The sequence below is a fragment of the Pseudomonas sp. B13(2017) genome (genome assembly GCF_002113245.1).
In the GTDB taxonomy this organism is placed as follows: domain Bacteria; phylum Pseudomonadota; class Gammaproteobacteria; order Pseudomonadales; family Pseudomonadaceae; genus Aquipseudomonas; species Aquipseudomonas putida_Z.
In genome coordinates this window covers 103,161-118,144 of the sequence record NZ_NEJX01000010.1, presented here as the reverse complement: position 1 = coordinate 118,144, position 14,984 = coordinate 103,161, and the positions used below count along the sequence as shown (strand labels likewise).

10 protein-coding genes are annotated in these 14,984 nt (G+C 49.9%); 4 read left to right on the top strand and 6 right to left on the bottom strand.

Translation table 11 applies throughout. The features are described 5' to 3' along the window. The first annotated feature begins 6 nt into the window (after positions 1–6). The 4 genes from CAG44_RS14970 (at position 7) to CAG44_RS14955 (ending at position 5,885) form a co-directional block, all read left to right on the top strand. A complete protein-coding gene (locus CAG44_RS14970) occupies positions 7–1,770 on the top strand; it encodes a hypothetical protein (RefSeq protein WP_085692420.1) in 1,764 nt (587 codons plus the stop codon). Next, complete coding sequence (locus tag CAG44_RS14965; protein ID WP_085692419.1) at positions 1,758–3,002, top strand: glycosyltransferase family 4 protein; 1,245 nt, start codon at positions 1,758–1,760, stop codon at positions 3,000–3,002. The genes CAG44_RS14970 and CAG44_RS14965 overlap by 13 nt, the downstream gene beginning before the upstream one ends. After that, entirely contained in the window at positions 3,002–4,228 is a 1,227-nt protein-coding gene (locus CAG44_RS14960) for a glycosyltransferase family 4 protein (RefSeq protein WP_085692418.1), read from the top strand. Before CAG44_RS14965 ends, CAG44_RS14960 begins: the two co-directional genes overlap by 1 nt. Positions 4,229–4,799: 571 nt before the next feature. Then, on the top strand, positions 4,800–5,885 hold the full coding sequence (locus CAG44_RS14955) for a DUF6270 domain-containing protein (protein ID WP_085692417.1): 1,086 nt from the start codon (positions 4,800–4,802) through the stop codon (positions 5,883–5,885). 80 nt (positions 5,886–5,965) lie between these two features. On the opposite strand, the gene CAG44_RS14950 is transcribed toward CAG44_RS14955, so the two are convergent. The 6 genes from CAG44_RS14950 to rfbB form a co-directional block, all read right to left on the bottom strand. After that, positions 5,966–7,957 (bottom strand): acyltransferase family protein, encoded by a 1,992-nt coding sequence (locus CAG44_RS14950; RefSeq protein ID WP_085692445.1) that lies wholly within the window; start codon positions 7,955–7,957, stop codon positions 5,966–5,968. 149 nt (positions 7,958–8,106) lie between these two features. Next, positions 8,107–10,062, bottom strand: coding sequence for an acyltransferase family protein (locus tag CAG44_RS14945; RefSeq protein WP_158091149.1), 1,956 nt, complete (start codon positions 10,060–10,062; stop codon positions 8,107–8,109). A gap of 734 nt (positions 10,063–10,796) precedes the next feature. Further along, positions 10,797–11,675 carry an SGNH/GDSL hydrolase family protein gene (locus CAG44_RS14940; RefSeq protein ID WP_143493920.1) on the bottom strand — a complete coding sequence of 293 codons (879 nt, stop codon included), beginning with the start codon at positions 11,673–11,675 and terminating at the stop codon, positions 10,797–10,799. A 423-nt stretch (positions 11,676–12,098) separates the two neighbouring features. Further along, on the bottom strand, positions 12,099–12,980 hold the full coding sequence (rfbA, locus tag CAG44_RS14935; protein ID WP_085692444.1) for a glucose-1-phosphate thymidylyltransferase RfbA: 882 nt from the start codon (positions 12,978–12,980) through the stop codon (positions 12,099–12,101). A gap of 5 nt (positions 12,981–12,985) precedes the next feature. Beyond that, positions 12,986–13,882, bottom strand: a complete 897-nt coding sequence (rfbD, locus tag CAG44_RS14930; protein WP_061550844.1) for a dTDP-4-dehydrorhamnose reductase — start codon at positions 13,880–13,882, stop codon at positions 12,986–12,988. Then, the gene (gene rfbB, locus CAG44_RS14925) at positions 13,879–14,949 is read right to left on the bottom strand and encodes a dTDP-glucose 4,6-dehydratase (protein WP_085692414.1); all 1,071 of its coding nucleotides are present in this window, start codon (positions 14,947–14,949) and stop codon (positions 13,879–13,881) included. Before rfbB ends, rfbD begins: the two co-directional genes overlap by 4 nt. Positions 14,950–14,984: the final 35 nt, after the last annotated feature.

Here is a 14,984-nt window from a genome sequence, read left to right as displayed (position 1 = left end):
GTTATCATGAACGAAGCAAAAAGCGTAAACCCCAACTCAGGCCGCTGGATCTATTCCGTTGCTTCCAAGATAACTCGAAATATTCCGGGGCTAACCCTCACAATCATCATCTGCACTTTAGCCGCGCAGATCAGCTTGTTGGCAGCATCATATCTGCCCCTGAAGGCAATCATTCTTATTGGGTCACCTTCCATCCCCTCATACTTCCCCGAGTATTTCAAGGAATTTGAGCAGAAGAACTTGTTCGTAGGCCTCTGCATTGCAGCCATTGCATTCTACTTACTTTATCTTGCATCAGAATCGATAACAAAGAAGCTAACAGCCCTTGGCAGCGAAAAGCTGGTAAACAATAGCAGCAAGTTGATTGTCTTCGATGGGCAGGATGATGTAGCCCGCAAGGCATATCTTCGATTTACACGCAGTTTAGCTGCTGTAGTTTTTCTCGCACTAACCATCGCGGCACTTGGATTCATCTATTTAGAGCTGACTATCGCAGTCATCTCATTCTGGCTCTGCATGGGCGTCGCCGCCAAAGCTATATCTGCGTTAAAAAAAGGTAACTCATCATCGACAAACGAAGGCACGTACGAACTGATTAATTCGATGGGATCCTTTGGCTTCTTGGCTTCTTTTTCTTATCTCGCCTATGATCTACTTTCAGATACGCCACCAAGCTTGCTTCCAGCTATAATTGGAGTATTGCTCACACGTCAGATCATGCAGCGTGCGACCTTGCTCATACAGGATGTGATGCTGCTGAAAGAGCAGCGCCTTCAGATTTCAGCCCTGTTTTTTAACGGTCATAAATTAACAGGCGAAACAAAGTCTAAAGCAACAAAGTTCTGGAGCATTTTCACGCAAAGCCAGATCGACAATTGGGTGCCGGCTTTACTTAACGACGTCATGCAGAAGGCTTATACAGAGCATCATGTAAACTGGCATCAAAGTGGAGTGCACGATGTGTTCGCTCTCGAAGTCAGGTCAAAATGCATCCAGGGAACATCAGACACACATCTTATCAAGATCTTCAACACCACCCGAAGCACTTTGGCCATCAACGAAGCGACTTTACTTTCCGATCCGCACGTTCGGAACCTTTATACTCTTCCTTTCGTTCATGCAACTGTGCTAGATGGTTTTCACTGTCACATTTTCCGACCAGAGCACCTGAACAAAATACCCGCGGTTGAATTTGGTATATATCAACTTGAACTTACCAAACTCCTCATGAGAAGCACCCCATCTCAATCACTGGTACAGAAATATACCCGTTCCAGGCCGCTCCTGTGGGATCGCCTAAGTGATTCCGCACTGATCAATCTAGGCGAGGCGCTCGACGTCAGCCAATACAAAGCTGCATTCGAGGATTTCATGCGACATATAGAAAGCATTCGCTATCTGCTTCGCACCCTTCCTCTTCATGTTTGTAACTCTCAGGTAGGCAAGGACCAAATATTCATTTCCAACACTGGAGCCCTTACGGCCAGTTACTGGGGAAACTGGAGCCTCGAGCCCGTCGGAGCCAGCCTGCAAATATCCAAAAAACTGGAACCATTGCTTCCTGAACTGCTAATTGAACTCAAAGAGCAACGCGCAGATATGCAGGAGATTACGGTGCAGCACCTGCATTTTTCGGCCCTATGCTTCCAACTCGATCAGTTTCTCATGAGACAAAACTACATATCGGCTGCTGAAACCCTTCCTCAAATTTCAAATTTGGTAAGTGCACTCAACCAATCAGCTTTAGAGGTAGCCGTATGCAACGCGTAGCCATGATTGTTTGGAATGAATTCCTGAATGATGCTCGTGTTCTGAAAGAAGCCCAAACCCTCCAACGGGCAGGCTATAAAGTTAAAGTCTTTGCTTTGCATACTCCCGGCGTAACTAGCCAGCAGGAACAACTAAAGGATGGTATTGAAGTCTTCCGTGTTGCTCGTAGTCCGTTGTGGCATTGGCGTAAGGGCAGAACTGTGCCAAATGTGGCACCCCGCACGAGTAAACCTCAAGGCCCCATTGGCAAACTCACGTTCAAGCATCAACTTCTCCGCCTTATCGCCCGAACATGGACGCATACTGCTCTTCTTTGGCACATGGTCCGGTATCGCCCTCATCTTGTGCACTCCCACGATGTGAACACCCTACCCACATCCTGGCTAGCAGCCCGCTTCAGCCAAGCACGTTTGGTTTATGACGCCCATGAAATCAGCACCAGTCGCGAAGGTTATGAAAGCTTCCGCAGCCTAGTTGGCTTGGTCGAAAAGTTGCTGATGCCCAAAGTAGATGGCAGCATTACTACGACCGATGCAAGAGCGAAGTACTTTGCTCGCGCTTATGGAGTAGCACGCCCTACTGTTTTACAAAATCGTCCTCGGCTGACTCATTGTGAAACATCGAATCGCATTAGAGAAGAACTTGGTCTGGCAGCGCCTTGGCCGATAGTCATTTATCAAGGTGGCTTGCAGCAAGGTCGAGGGCTTGAAAAGCTGATCAAAACTGCCAAAGAGGTGCCAAATGCCTACTTTGTGCTTATCGGAGGCGGGCGCCTGACTCAAAACCTGATCCAGCTCTGCGAGGAACTCGGATTGCAGGAACGTGTTCACTTCATTCCCACGGTAGCTCTATCAGAACTGCCAAAGTACACAGCATCTGCTGACATTGGCGTGCAGCCAATCGAAAACACTTGTCTCAATCACTACACTACCGACTCCAACAAACTCTTCGAATATTTGATCGCTGGACTCCCTGTTGTAGCAACTGATTTCCCTGAAATACGTCGCATCGTGCGTAACAATGATGTAGGGATACTGGTACCAGCCAATAATTCACCTGCTCTAGCACGTGCGCTGAACCAACTGGTTACAGATCTCGAGTTGCGTAAAAAACTTGCCAGTAACGCGCGCGCAACTGCAAGTACCTTGAATTGGGAGGAGCAGGAGGCTCGCTTGGTGGACCTTTACCAACAAATACTCCCTGCGACCACACCAATAGAACAGGTTCGATAATGACCACCCGGATTCTTCTGCTCAGCTTTTACTACCCGCCGGATCTTTCGGCCGGTTCATTTCGTGCAGAAGCGCTGGTCAACGCGCTAAGGGCTGAATTAGGTGAGCACGTGGCTATCGATGTGGTCACGACACGCCCTAATCGTTATCACTCCTTTACAGCAAATGCGGTGAACCTTGAATGCTCCCCGCTGTTAACAATAAGGCGCATTGATGTACCGGCACATCGAAGTGGGATTAGGGACCAGGCTAGAGCTTTCATCAGCTTTGCTACCAACGCTTTAAAGATCACACGAAATCAAAACTACGATTTGGTTTTCGCCACATCGTCGCGCTTAATGACTGCATCTCTCGGGGCTTTCATCGCGCAACGAAATGGTTGTGGATTGTATTTAGATATTCGCGACATTTTCGTTGATACCTTACGAGAGCTCTTACCCGCTCGATGGGGGCGTTTCGCAGCATTAACTTTCTCACCGATTGAGCGTTGGACGATTAATAGAGCGACCCGAGTAAATTTGATATCACCTGGATTCCTGCCTTACTTCAACACTCGCTATCCAGGTCGAGATTTCACTCTTTACACCAATGGCGTAGATGATTTATTCATCAACCAAATCTCGCCCCCCCAGATAGCAGAGTCCGAAAAAAAGTCGTCGAGAATTAAAGTGGTTTACGCAGGCAATATTGGCACCGGACAAGGGCTCCACCAAATACTTCCAGAACTCGCAAAGCGACTTGCCGATCAAGTTGAGTTTCACCTAGTCGGTGCTGGCAGCACATTAGAACACCTTAAGATTGCCTTGGAGCATGCTAAGGTCGATAACGTTCGAATTTCACAACCAATGAAGCGAGATGAACTGCTTCGTGTTTATTATCAAGCAGACGTACTTTTTTTGCACTTGAATAACCTAAAGGCATTTCGCCGCGTCCTTCCCTCGAAGCTGTTTGAGTACGCCGCCACTAACAAACCTATTTGGGGTGGCCTTTCTGGTTATGCGGCGCGCTTTGCGCAAAAGCGCATCAAGAACATTGCACTGTTTCGACCTTGCGATATAGACGGTGCAATTGAAGCCTTTCAACGTCTGGAAATGCAGCAAACCTCTCGCTCTGATTTTGTCGAGCAATTCTCTCGAAACAACATCAAGAAAGAAATGGCCAAGGACATTCTGCAGATTTCGCCAAAATACCTGGCTCGATCAACAGGCCAGAATACTAAAAGTTAGGGCATAGCAAAGGTCGCGAACTCTCAACTTTTGAAAGGCTTGTCTCGAGCTGAAGTTTGCATAGCTGGCTCAATTACCCTCCAAGTAGTTTATTATTATAAAAGCTTACACTTTTCTTCCAGCCCTGCCTCCATTCGTCTAGACCTCTAAGAAAGACCCTCGGCTACCGCGCCCTACAGCGCATCCAGTCGACCGAAAAATGAACTATCTGCGCTATCCGGGGGTCATAGCTTTACGACTCAAGCAGCATGACGACATCAAGAATGCATGAGCGCCCAGTGCGTCACGATTTTATTTGTGTGACGTATTATGTGTTTAGAGCGCCTATCAACCGCTGCGTGGTCGTTGCATTCGCCCTTCCTGCTCGGGATAATGCATTATCAGTTACCTCTCACAAGGCATAAATTGGATCCTATATGATCGCCACCGCTAACCGTCCCATGAATATCGAACCGCATCAGTGTTGGCTAAGATAATCAGTTCGGTTACGCCCAAAAACCATATGGGCTTTGTGGTCGCACCATTTGATGCACGTTCAAACTGCATCATTCCAGAAGGCTAAAACAATACAGTGACTAAGAATTTAATTATCTATGGCAGCTGCGTTTCCCGAGACATATTTAACCTCGAAGAAAACAGCGACTTCAGTCTCTTAGAATACTATGCCAGATCCTCTATGGCTTCACTATGCAGTGCGGCTTATGCTAACGATGAGGCATTACAACGCATTCCTTCTGCCTTTCGACGCCGCATGGTTGCGTACGACTTCTCCAAAGCGATGTTCTCCGAGAACAATCAATTCAATGACGCAGATATAATCCTAATTGACCTCATCGATGAAAGATTCGACCTTATAGCCTTGCCTTCCGGCCAAATAATCACGCTCTCAAATGAGCTTACCGAAAGCGGCTTACTCGAAGAGCCATCCATAGCTGGCTTTAGGATAATCCCTCAAGGATCCATGGAGCGTCGTCGACTCTGGTTCCAAGGAATGCAAAAATTATTTGCTTTCTTGAAGGATCGAAACAAGCTTGACAAAGTTATCATCAACAAAGTCTTCTGGTCATCTAAGTTTGAAAAAGATAGCGATACAGATTTCCCCGTAGCCCCCGCTTTTATTGAAAAAGCAAATGCCGAACTAAACTGGATGTATGATGTTTTAAGCCATGAATTGGCCGAACATCAATTCATGAGTTTTTCACCATCTCTTTTAACTGCGGACGAACAACACCGATGGGGGGTTTCTCCTTTCCATTACTGTAAGGGTTACTACGTAGAAGCTCTTAGTCAAGTAAGAAAAAAAACCGACCACCCAAATGCGATGGTTATCGAACCCCCGTCAACACCTCGTCCTTATCCGCCGTTCATTTCTTTAGGCGCAAAGCTTGCTGTTGCTGCTTTTAAAGCCGATGAAGAAATATTTGCACATTGCTCTTTGGTAATCGATGGGAAGTTTCAGGATAGCGGGAGCGTTGCTTTTTATCTAGTAGTCGATGGTGCTCGCCGTGATGTGCGCTGGTACGACACCTCGCGAGACGCCCGCTTCCCAGTTCCTAGTTCGTACGAGACATTAGAGATCATTGCTTTTTACAAAGACGCCCTCGAAGAGCAGCTATCTGCAAAATGCAATGTAGAACAGATCGAAAACCTTTTATAAAGATCTCCCCCTATTGAAAATAGAAGATTGGACAGGTACTTTTCAGTGCCTGTCCAATCTTCATGCAGCCCAACAGTCCATTACATGCTTGGACTACTGTCACTATCCGCTAACGGCTCAGAGTTATTCGAAAGCACTCGCAATAGTTCCCAAGGAAGTGAATTTGTTCGCAATGCTTCCGCACCTAGCATTTCAGAACCAGGGATACTTAAGTGCCCTTCATCATAATACAACGGAATGCCATTCATGTAGGCTGAGCACATACCATTCTTGCAAATCAAATCTCGCAAGCCGAACACGGCTACTCGCGGATAATCTCGAGCCACATCACCAATTAGCTTATTAACCGCAATATCGCCTTTATCCACATACGAAGATTGCTTCTCACATGACATGAAAGGAATCTTCAGTTGTTTCTTACTGCACTCGCGGTCATAGCCAATGAAACCTGGCGCGCGGAGAGCAATAACGACACTCTTACCGGAGTCGGTAAGAAGCTTCAATGTCCGCCTAAGGTCAGATTCGAAACTCGGCTCCTTCGCATACGCATGCCAACTTGCACCCAAGACAACAGTTTCGTACTTGTTCAGTTCACTCCGCACCATTCTATTGAATTCAACACAGCTATTTTTTGCGGCGGGTGGAGTGTACTTCCTGCTTAACTCCTCAGGGAATGGCGGACAAGAGGAGTGTTCTATATTTCGCAGCGCGAACCCATAATGCTCAGAAAGAACCTTAAAATAGCCCATGAAGTGCGCAGCATTAGAATCACCAAACAAAATTGCTCGTGGCTCTTTACTCGTATCTCCGACTACACATCTCTTGTCACTCAAAAATTCCGGCTTTGCTCCTACCTGACATACATATCGATAGCTGAAAGCTGGACCTGTGTTATTGCCAATATCTGCTAATGTCTCTGCGTAGCCTTTTGGCGACAGAAACTGAATCACTCCATTAAAATACAACGCAACACCGGAAAGCATGCATGCCGCTACGAGCAATCCAGAAAGAGCCAGAGCTTTGGCGGGAGCCCCTCCATGTCTAAAGGGCTTTTCAACGAAGAAGTATGAGAACAATGTCATCACTATAATGATAACAAGACACAAGCCCCCTCCCAGTAGATCCGGCTCCCCCATTGCGTAACGATAAAACGCCAACACCGGCCAATGCCATAAATAGAGAGAGAATGAAACCAGCCCGATACCGACTATCGGACGTAAGGAAAACAGTTTACCGATGAATGTAGGGCTGAATGTGCCAACTGCAATAAGCAGCGCAACGCCAATTGTAGGCACTATCGAGATGAGGCCAGGGAAACCATCCGACTCACGGATCATTACCAAAGACCAGACTACAATCACAAGGCCGACAACAGCCATAAGCTCAGCATAAATTCGCTGAAGTCTGTAATTACTGTTCTGACATATAAAATAGGTGACCGCGCCAACCAACAGCTCACCAGCACGCGAAGGCAACATATAATATGCAAACTTCTGATCGGCAACCAGATTTAGTTGCCCACAGATGAAAGATGCTATCGCCACGAACACGGCAAAAACTATTAGCCAATATCTTCCAGCCCAAGCAAATGCAAAAAATAGACAAGCGGGCCACAGCAAATAGAACTGTTCCTCAACGCCTAGCGACCACATATGAAGCAACGGAACCATATCTGAAGACGCAGCAAAGTAACTTACGTCCAGATACTTCCAAAAATATACATTCGCCACTGACAAAATAGAGGCAAGTGCTGATCCTGATAGATCATTCACGTCCGCTGGCAACATCAGAACAATGCCGATCGACAGGACAACGAAGATCATAAAAGCAGTAGCGGGGAAGATTCGCCTAATTCTTCGCAAATAAAAATCTGCAAATCTGAACTCCCCTGCGGTTAGTTGCCTAGCTACAATCCCTGTGATCAAGTATCCAGAGATCACAAAGAAAATATCAACCCCAACAAAGCCACCCGGCAACCATTGCTTGTTGAAGTGAAATATCACGACTGCCAATACGGCAATGGCCCTCAATCCATCAATATCAGGACGATAGGCAATAATTTTGTTACTCATGAATTCCCTTTCGTAGGGCATTGCCCTTGGTCAGGTACGTAGGACGCGAGCCTCGGGAACTCGCCCGCAAATGAACTACTGGGTAGGTAAACTGTGTTTGTGCCATAGTGCTCTAAATAGAGGCGACCACTTGGTCGCCTCGTCAGCCTCTATTTTTGAGAAATCAATCCAGGCATATTTTTCTCGGCAACCGATATCCGCCCAATCTGCTCTGATCCAGCCATGCTCAAGTGACCGAGGTCAAAATAGATAGGTTTTCCTCGCAGATAAGCAGAGCATGTACCGTGAGTACAGACATAGTCTCTCAGCGTAAAAGTCTTGACGTTATTATACTTACCAGCAATAGCAATAATCTGGTTGTTTATTTCTGTCTCACCTGTATCGGCATACACACCTCTAGCAGCGCAATCCACCCCGGGAATCTTGATGGCTTTTAGGTCACACGACCTATCATATCCCTTAAAGATCGGCACTTTCAGGCCGATTATGATACTCTTTCCGGTAGATGAGAGTTCCCTAACAAGACCCTCAATATCTTCCACATAGTTTTTTGTTCTGTATTTATAGCCTTCCCAGTCAGCGCTAACAATTAGCGTATCATAATCACCAAAATGCTCTCTAACCAGCGAATTGAACTTCTGGCAAGAGTCTCGACTAGCCACCTTCACATACGGGCGACTTTTTTCCCCTGCAAAAGGCACACAAGAATCATGCGCAATATTGCGCATGGTGACACCTTGATTTTCCGCAATGACTTTCCAGTAACCAACGTAATGGGCAGAATTAGAATCACCAAAAATCAAAACACTTGGTTTTTTGTCGCCAGGACCGATAAGGCAGCGTTCCAAATTTATCAAATTTGCATCATAACGTGGAGTTTGGCAATTATATTCGTAGCGGTAGGCAGCTTTAGTTTGATTAAAATGCTCAGTCACCTTGGCATGGTACCCCTCTGGCGAGAGCTCTCTTACTAAGCCTTTAGTGCCGATGGCGTAGTAAGATACGGAAACGGTTAAAATTGCCACCACAGCAACAGCAAAACCTTTTAGGTTTACGATTCGTTTTGCCGGACGCCGGAAGGGCACTTCAACTAAATAATAGGAAATCAATGTCGCTACGATTAGCAACACGCCGCAGATCAGATACCCGCTGCCTGCTGGCTGACCATACGCATAGCGATAAAATGCCAGGATAGGCCAGTGCCATAGATACAGAGAAAATGATACAAGCCCGATAAATACAAGAGGCCTCAATGACAACAATGAACTCACGACATTATTGCCAATAGCACCCGCAAAAATCACAGATGCTACGCCCACTACCGGAAGTAACGAAATAATTCCCGGAAAGCCCCCTGCCTCGCTTATAAACGCAATTGAAAAACCAATTGCTGCAACACCAAAAAGAGCCAGAGCCTGGCCGACGTTTTTATTGATACGACCTTTCCAAGTCTCACTTGCAAAAAGTGCAAGCGCACCCACAAGCAGCTCACCAGCTCGTGAAGGAAGCATATAATAGGCAAACTTGGGATCAGAGGCCAATTTGCTTTCACCATACAGAACTGATGCTAAAGATATCAGCAACGCAGCCGGGACTAGCCCTCTCCGTCCTCCGACCTTATACAAAATGACTAGCAAGGCTGGCCAGACAAGATAAAATTGCTCCTCTACACCTAGCGACCACATGTGAAGCAGCGGCACCATGTCAGAGGATGCTGCAAAATAACTTACATCCAGATATTTCCAAAAGTAAATATTTGCAACTGAAAAAGTGGATGCGATTGCCGAGGAAGCCAAATCCTTCGCATCCATAGGCACCATGAAGGTAAGCCCGAAAAGCACCGTAACGAAAATAAGGAAGAATGCAGCCGGAAGAATCCTTCGAACTCTTCTCATATAGAAGTCCACAAAGGAAAACTCTCCCCTTGCAACTTCTTTCAAGATGATACCCGTGATCAAATACCCTGAAATCACGAAGAATATATCGACACCGACGAAACCACCGGGCAGCCACTGTTTATTAAAGTGAAATATCACTACCGCTAATACCGCCAGAGCCCGTAACCCATCTATGTCTGGACGGTAGGACATTTTCTTGCCTTGCATCTCTGAATTCCCTGTCATGGGGGCCTTTAAGAAATGGCAAATGATACCGTTTTACTAGCGTTTGCGGATTTTTTTTTACTCAGACCGCTCTATTTTTCTCAGGAAAAAAGCATACTGATGACGCTTTGCCCACGCTGAAGCGGCTATCTCAAGCTATTCAGGGATGCTCGTATGACCTGCGGCAAACTCATACCATACCGGAGAGGAGACTCAATTGCCGCGCAAAGCCGGGAAAAGCCTGCTAGGGACAAAACCAGGGTTGTATGCTCCATGGGTATCAGGACACATTGATCTATCCACCTAAGACCTCCCGGGGTCCCGACGAAACTCGACTCCTCGGTAGGGCATGGCATGTGTTTACAGGGCTTTCCGCCAAAAGGAGCAGGACAATGTTCAGTCAACGGCTGACGCTCGATGGAGCGCTTCGGCGCCTGAACAATCAGTTGCTTATACGGTTGTATCTCTGGAGCAGACGAACTGCCTCATCAGGAGGGATAAGGGCCCGAGGCATACTGATCACAGCCCTGACCTTCCCTGGCGATCTGACACGCTTTGTGACGTCACCGGTACATCCTTACGCTTTGTACTCCTTGGATAGGATACAATTGATAACGGACAGAGCTAAACCCTCAAACTACTGGACGACGTCGCTGGCCTGACATACCTCAATACAGCTTTCAAGTACCGACGAAAACCCAAAGTCTTATAACAGGGCGCAGCTTGCGCCCATACATTTAAGCCATTTCGATTGCTGACATTATATTCCCAGCAATTACTGAATGCCCCTTAACGTTCGGGTGGCTCCCATCACTTAAGTGCGCCTTGAGATCAAGACTTTCAAACAATGCGTAATTATCAATAAAATCAATGCGGCAATTTTTGGCAACCGCAAGTACAGCATCTCTAACCACCCGCATATCAAACAAATATTTTCCAGACGACTCTACAGTTGATGGGTTTGCGCACATTAGAACCACATCAGCCTTATCATTGATTCGGGAAACAAGAAGCTCCAAGTTTTCCGCCAGTTCGCTACCACTCTTCGGATTCCGGCGATCGATAATTCGATCATTGGTCCCAAGTTGCACAAAAACAAACTTGTCGCCGGAAAGCAAAGCAAAATTATCCTCACCAGAGGCAACTAGATTACGGGCCGTATAACTGGTAGTGCTTGCTCCGTTGATGCCTTGATTGCTGATGCGCACCGCTTTATTCTTGGCCCCATCAAGAAACTCCACAATGGATTGTCCAGAGGGCGATGTGCGCCAATTAGACAACTTCAATGATGCGTTTGGTAAAAATTTATTTCCGATGAAGCGCTTAACATTATTGACATAGCTTTCACTCGCAAAATTGTCTCTAGGATCAGACAGCGTACCGTTTCGAGGATCGGGATCAGGGCCTTGTCGAGTACCTGTACCCCAGGTTATTGAATCCCCAATAAACGAGATTCCAGTCATAGCTTGATTGGGGTCGGCAAGGGCAGCTTTAAGTCTGCCAAGTTGCCCACCATAAAAGTGAACCAGTCGATCGTTAAATAACACCCCAAGTCCTCGATAGGCCGGATATGCTGCAGCAGCAGCCGCAACTGTTAAAAATTTTCGTCTATTCACCGATTTTTCCCTGTAAAAAACAGCGATTGTACCGGGATATCTATGCGAACTGAAATAGAAAGCCCACCGTAAGGTGGGCTCAGGAGATGCGCTCGAAGGAGCTTATGAACGTTGCGGACATCGCTTCAACGCCCGAGAATTAAGCGAAAAACCATACCAGGTTTGCCCACCTCGATCGAGTGTTCATCAACCGCTGTTGCAACATTTCGGACGCATGTATGACTGGTAGAGAAAAAATCGCCAAATCCTCATGTGTTTCGACAAGTTAACAAAAGGCTGTGCCATGATTCCGCTGGCTTGCACCATGTGATATTCGTGCCAGGATTTTTTAGGGCCTTGATCAAGAAAGACAAAGCCTCCCAACAAAAACCTACCATCGTCCCCTCAAGGTCCGGTTGCGCTACGGCAAGGCTTAACTCCCTCTCAATAAACCCTATCCTGCACCAGCCGCTTCAAATACTGCCCATACCCATTCTTAGCCAACGGCTCCGCCAGCTTCAACAGCTGCTCCGCCCCAATCCACCCCTGCCTGTACGCCACCTCTTCCGGACAAGCCACCTTCAACCCCTGCCGCCGCTCAATGGTCGCGATATACCCACTCGCCTCGAGCAACGAGTCATGCGTCCCGGTATCCAGCCAGGCATACCCGCGCCCCATTATCTCCACCGACAACCGGTTCTGCTCCAGGTACACCCGGTTCAAATCGGTAATCTCCAGCTCACCCCGCGCAGATGGCTTGATGCCTTTGGCAATCTCGACCACGTCCTTGTCGTAGAAGTACAACCCGGTCACGGCATAACTGGACTTCGGCTTGGTCGGTTTCTCCTCCAGGCTGATCGCCTTGCCCTTCTCATCGAACTCGACCACGCCGTAACGCTCGGGGTCGTGCACGTGGTAGGCGAACACGCTGGCGCCTTCGTCGCGATCCATGGCGTTGCGCAGCAGTTGCTGGAAGTCGTGACCGTAATAGATGTTGTCGCCCAGCACCAGTGCCGACAGGTCGTTGCCAATGAAGTCTTCACCAATCAGGAAGGCCTGCGCCAGGCCGTCTGGCGAGGCCTGCACGGCGTAGCTGATGTTGATGCCCCACTGGTGGCCGTCGCCCAGCAGTTGCTCGAAACGCGGGGTGTCCTGCGGGGTGGAGATGATCAGGATGTCCTGGATACCCGCCAGCATCAGGGTGGTCAACGGGTAGTAGATCATCGGCTTGTCGTAAACCGGCAGCAGCTGCTTGGAAATAGCCAGGGTCGCGGGGTGCAGACGGGTACCCGACCCGCCCGCCAGAATGATGCCTTTACGCTTCATAGTGGTCATTTCTCGTGTATTTCCGTAAGCATGCGAGCCACACCCAGGCGCCAGTCTGGCAGGTTCAGGGCAAAGGCTTGCTGCAGTTTATGGGTGTCCAGACGCGAGTTGGCCGGCCGCTTGGCCGGGGTCGGGTAGGCGTCGGTGGTCAACGGGTTGACCTGTTCGGCGTGGGCTTTCAATGGCACACCCAAGGCCGCTGCCTGCTCCAGCACGTAACGGGCGTAGCCGCACCAGGTGGTTTCGCCGGCCGCCGCCAGGTGATACAGGCCAGCCAGGGCCGGGTCGCGGCGGGTGGCGGTGATGGCGTGGGCGGTGATGTCGGCGATCAGTTCGGCGCCGGTCGGGGCGCCGTGCTGGTCGTCGATCACGCCCAGGCTGTCGCGTTCCGCAGCCAGGCGCAGCATGGTCTTGGCGAAGTTGTTGCCGCGTGCGGCATACACCCAGCAGGTTCGGAAGATCAGGTGCTGGCAACCGGCGGCCTGGATGGCCTGTTCGCCGGCCAGCTTGCTTTCGCCATAGGCATTCAGTGGGCCGACGCTGTCGTCTTCGCGCCAGGCTTGAGTGCCCTGCCCCGGGAACACGTAATCGGTGGAGTAATGCACCAGCAATGCTCCGCAGTCGGCGGCGGCGCGGGCCAGCACGCCGACGGCTTCGGCGTTTACCTTGAAGGCTTGTTCACGGTCGCTTTCCGCCTTGTCCACGGCAGTGTAGGCGGCGGCGTTGACGATTACATCGGGGGCGTAGGCGCGCACTGTTTCGGCCAGGCCCGGCAGGTTGGCCAGGTCGCCGCAGTGTGCCTGGCTGCGGGAATTGAGCGCCAGCACCTGGCCCAGCGGGGCCAGGCTGCGTTGCAGCTCCCAACCTACCTGGCCGTCCTTGCCCAGTAGCAGAATCTTCATGCCGAGCGCCCTGCGTAGTTTTTCTCGACCCAGTCGCGGTAGTTGCCGGACTGTACGTTCTGCACCCACTCCTGGTTGTCGAGGTACCAGGCCACGGTCTTGCGAATGCCGGTTTCGAAGGTTTCGGCAGGCTTCCAACCCAGTTCGCGCTCGAGCTTGCGCGCGTCGATGGCGTAGCGGCGGTCATGGCCTGGGCGGTCGGTCACGTAAGTGATCTGCTCGGCGTAGGGCTTGCCGTCGGCGCGGGGGCGCAGTTCGTCCAGCAGGGCGCACACGCGGTTGACGATTTCCAGGTTGGGCTTTTCGTTCCAGCCGCCCACGTTGTACACCTCGCCGGTCTTGCCGGCTTCCAGCACGCGGCGGATGGCGCTGCAGTGGTCCTTGACGTACAGCCAGTCGCGAATCTGCTGGCCGTCGCCGTATACCGGCAGCGGTTTGCCGGCCAGGGCGTTGACGATCATCAGCGGGATGAGCTTCTCCGGGAAGTGGTAAGGGCCGTAGTTGTTCGAGCAGTTGGTGGTCAGCACCGGCAGGCCGTAGGTGTGGTGGTACGAGCGCACCAGGTGGTCGCTGGCGGCCTTGCTGGCCGAGTACGGGCTGTTGGGCTGGTACTGGTGGGTTTCGGTGAAGGCCGGTTCATCGGCGGCCAGCGAACCATACACTTCGTCGGTGGACACATGCAGGAAGCGGAAGGCCTGACGCGATTGCTCATCCAGGCCGCCCCAGTAGGCGCGTACGGCTTCCAGCAGGCGGAAGGTGCCGACGATGTTGGTTTCGATGAAGTCTTCCGGGCCGTGGATCGAGCGGTCGACGTGGGACTCGGCGGCAAAGTTGACGATGGCGCGTGGCTGGTGGGTTTTCAGCAGCTGTTCCACCAGCGCGGAATCACCAATGTCGCCATGCACGAAAATGTGCCGCGCGTCGCTCTGCAGGCTGCTCAAGGTCTGCAGGTTGCCTGCGTAGGTGAGTTTGTCGAGGTTGACCACGGGCTCGTCATTGCCGGCCAGCCAGTCCAGCACGAAGTTCGCGCCAATGAAGCCCGCACCACCAGTTACCAGAATAGTCATCGTTCAGTTCTTCCCAATTCCCGCGTTCAAACTTC

Coding starts and splice junctions, on each gene's coding strand:
- CAG44_RS14970 (WP_085692420.1), top strand. CDS start 7: ATGAACGAAGCAAAAAGCGTAAACCCCAACTCAGGCCGCTGGATCTAT.
- CAG44_RS14965 (WP_085692419.1), top strand. CDS start 1,758: ATGCAACGCGTAGCCATGATTGTTTGGAATGAATTCCTGAATGATGCT.
- CAG44_RS14960 (WP_085692418.1), top strand. CDS start 3,002: ATGACCACCCGGATTCTTCTGCTCAGCTTTTACTACCCGCCGGATCTT.
- CAG44_RS14950 (WP_085692445.1), bottom strand. CDS start 7,957: ATGAGTAACAAAATTATTGCCTATCGTCCTGATATTGATGGATTGAGG.
- CAG44_RS14945 (WP_158091149.1), bottom strand. CDS start 10,062: ATGCAAGGCAAGAAAATGTCCTACCGTCCAGACATAGATGGGTTACGG.
- rfbA (WP_085692444.1), bottom strand. CDS start 12,980: ATGAAGCGTAAAGGCATCATTCTGGCGGGCGGGTCGGGTACCCGTCTG.
- rfbD (WP_061550844.1), bottom strand. CDS start 13,882: ATGAAGATTCTGCTACTGGGCAAGGACGGCCAGGTAGGTTGGGAGCTG.
- rfbB (WP_085692414.1), bottom strand. CDS start 14,949: ATGACTATTCTGGTAACTGGTGGTGCGGGCTTCATTGGCGCGAACTTC.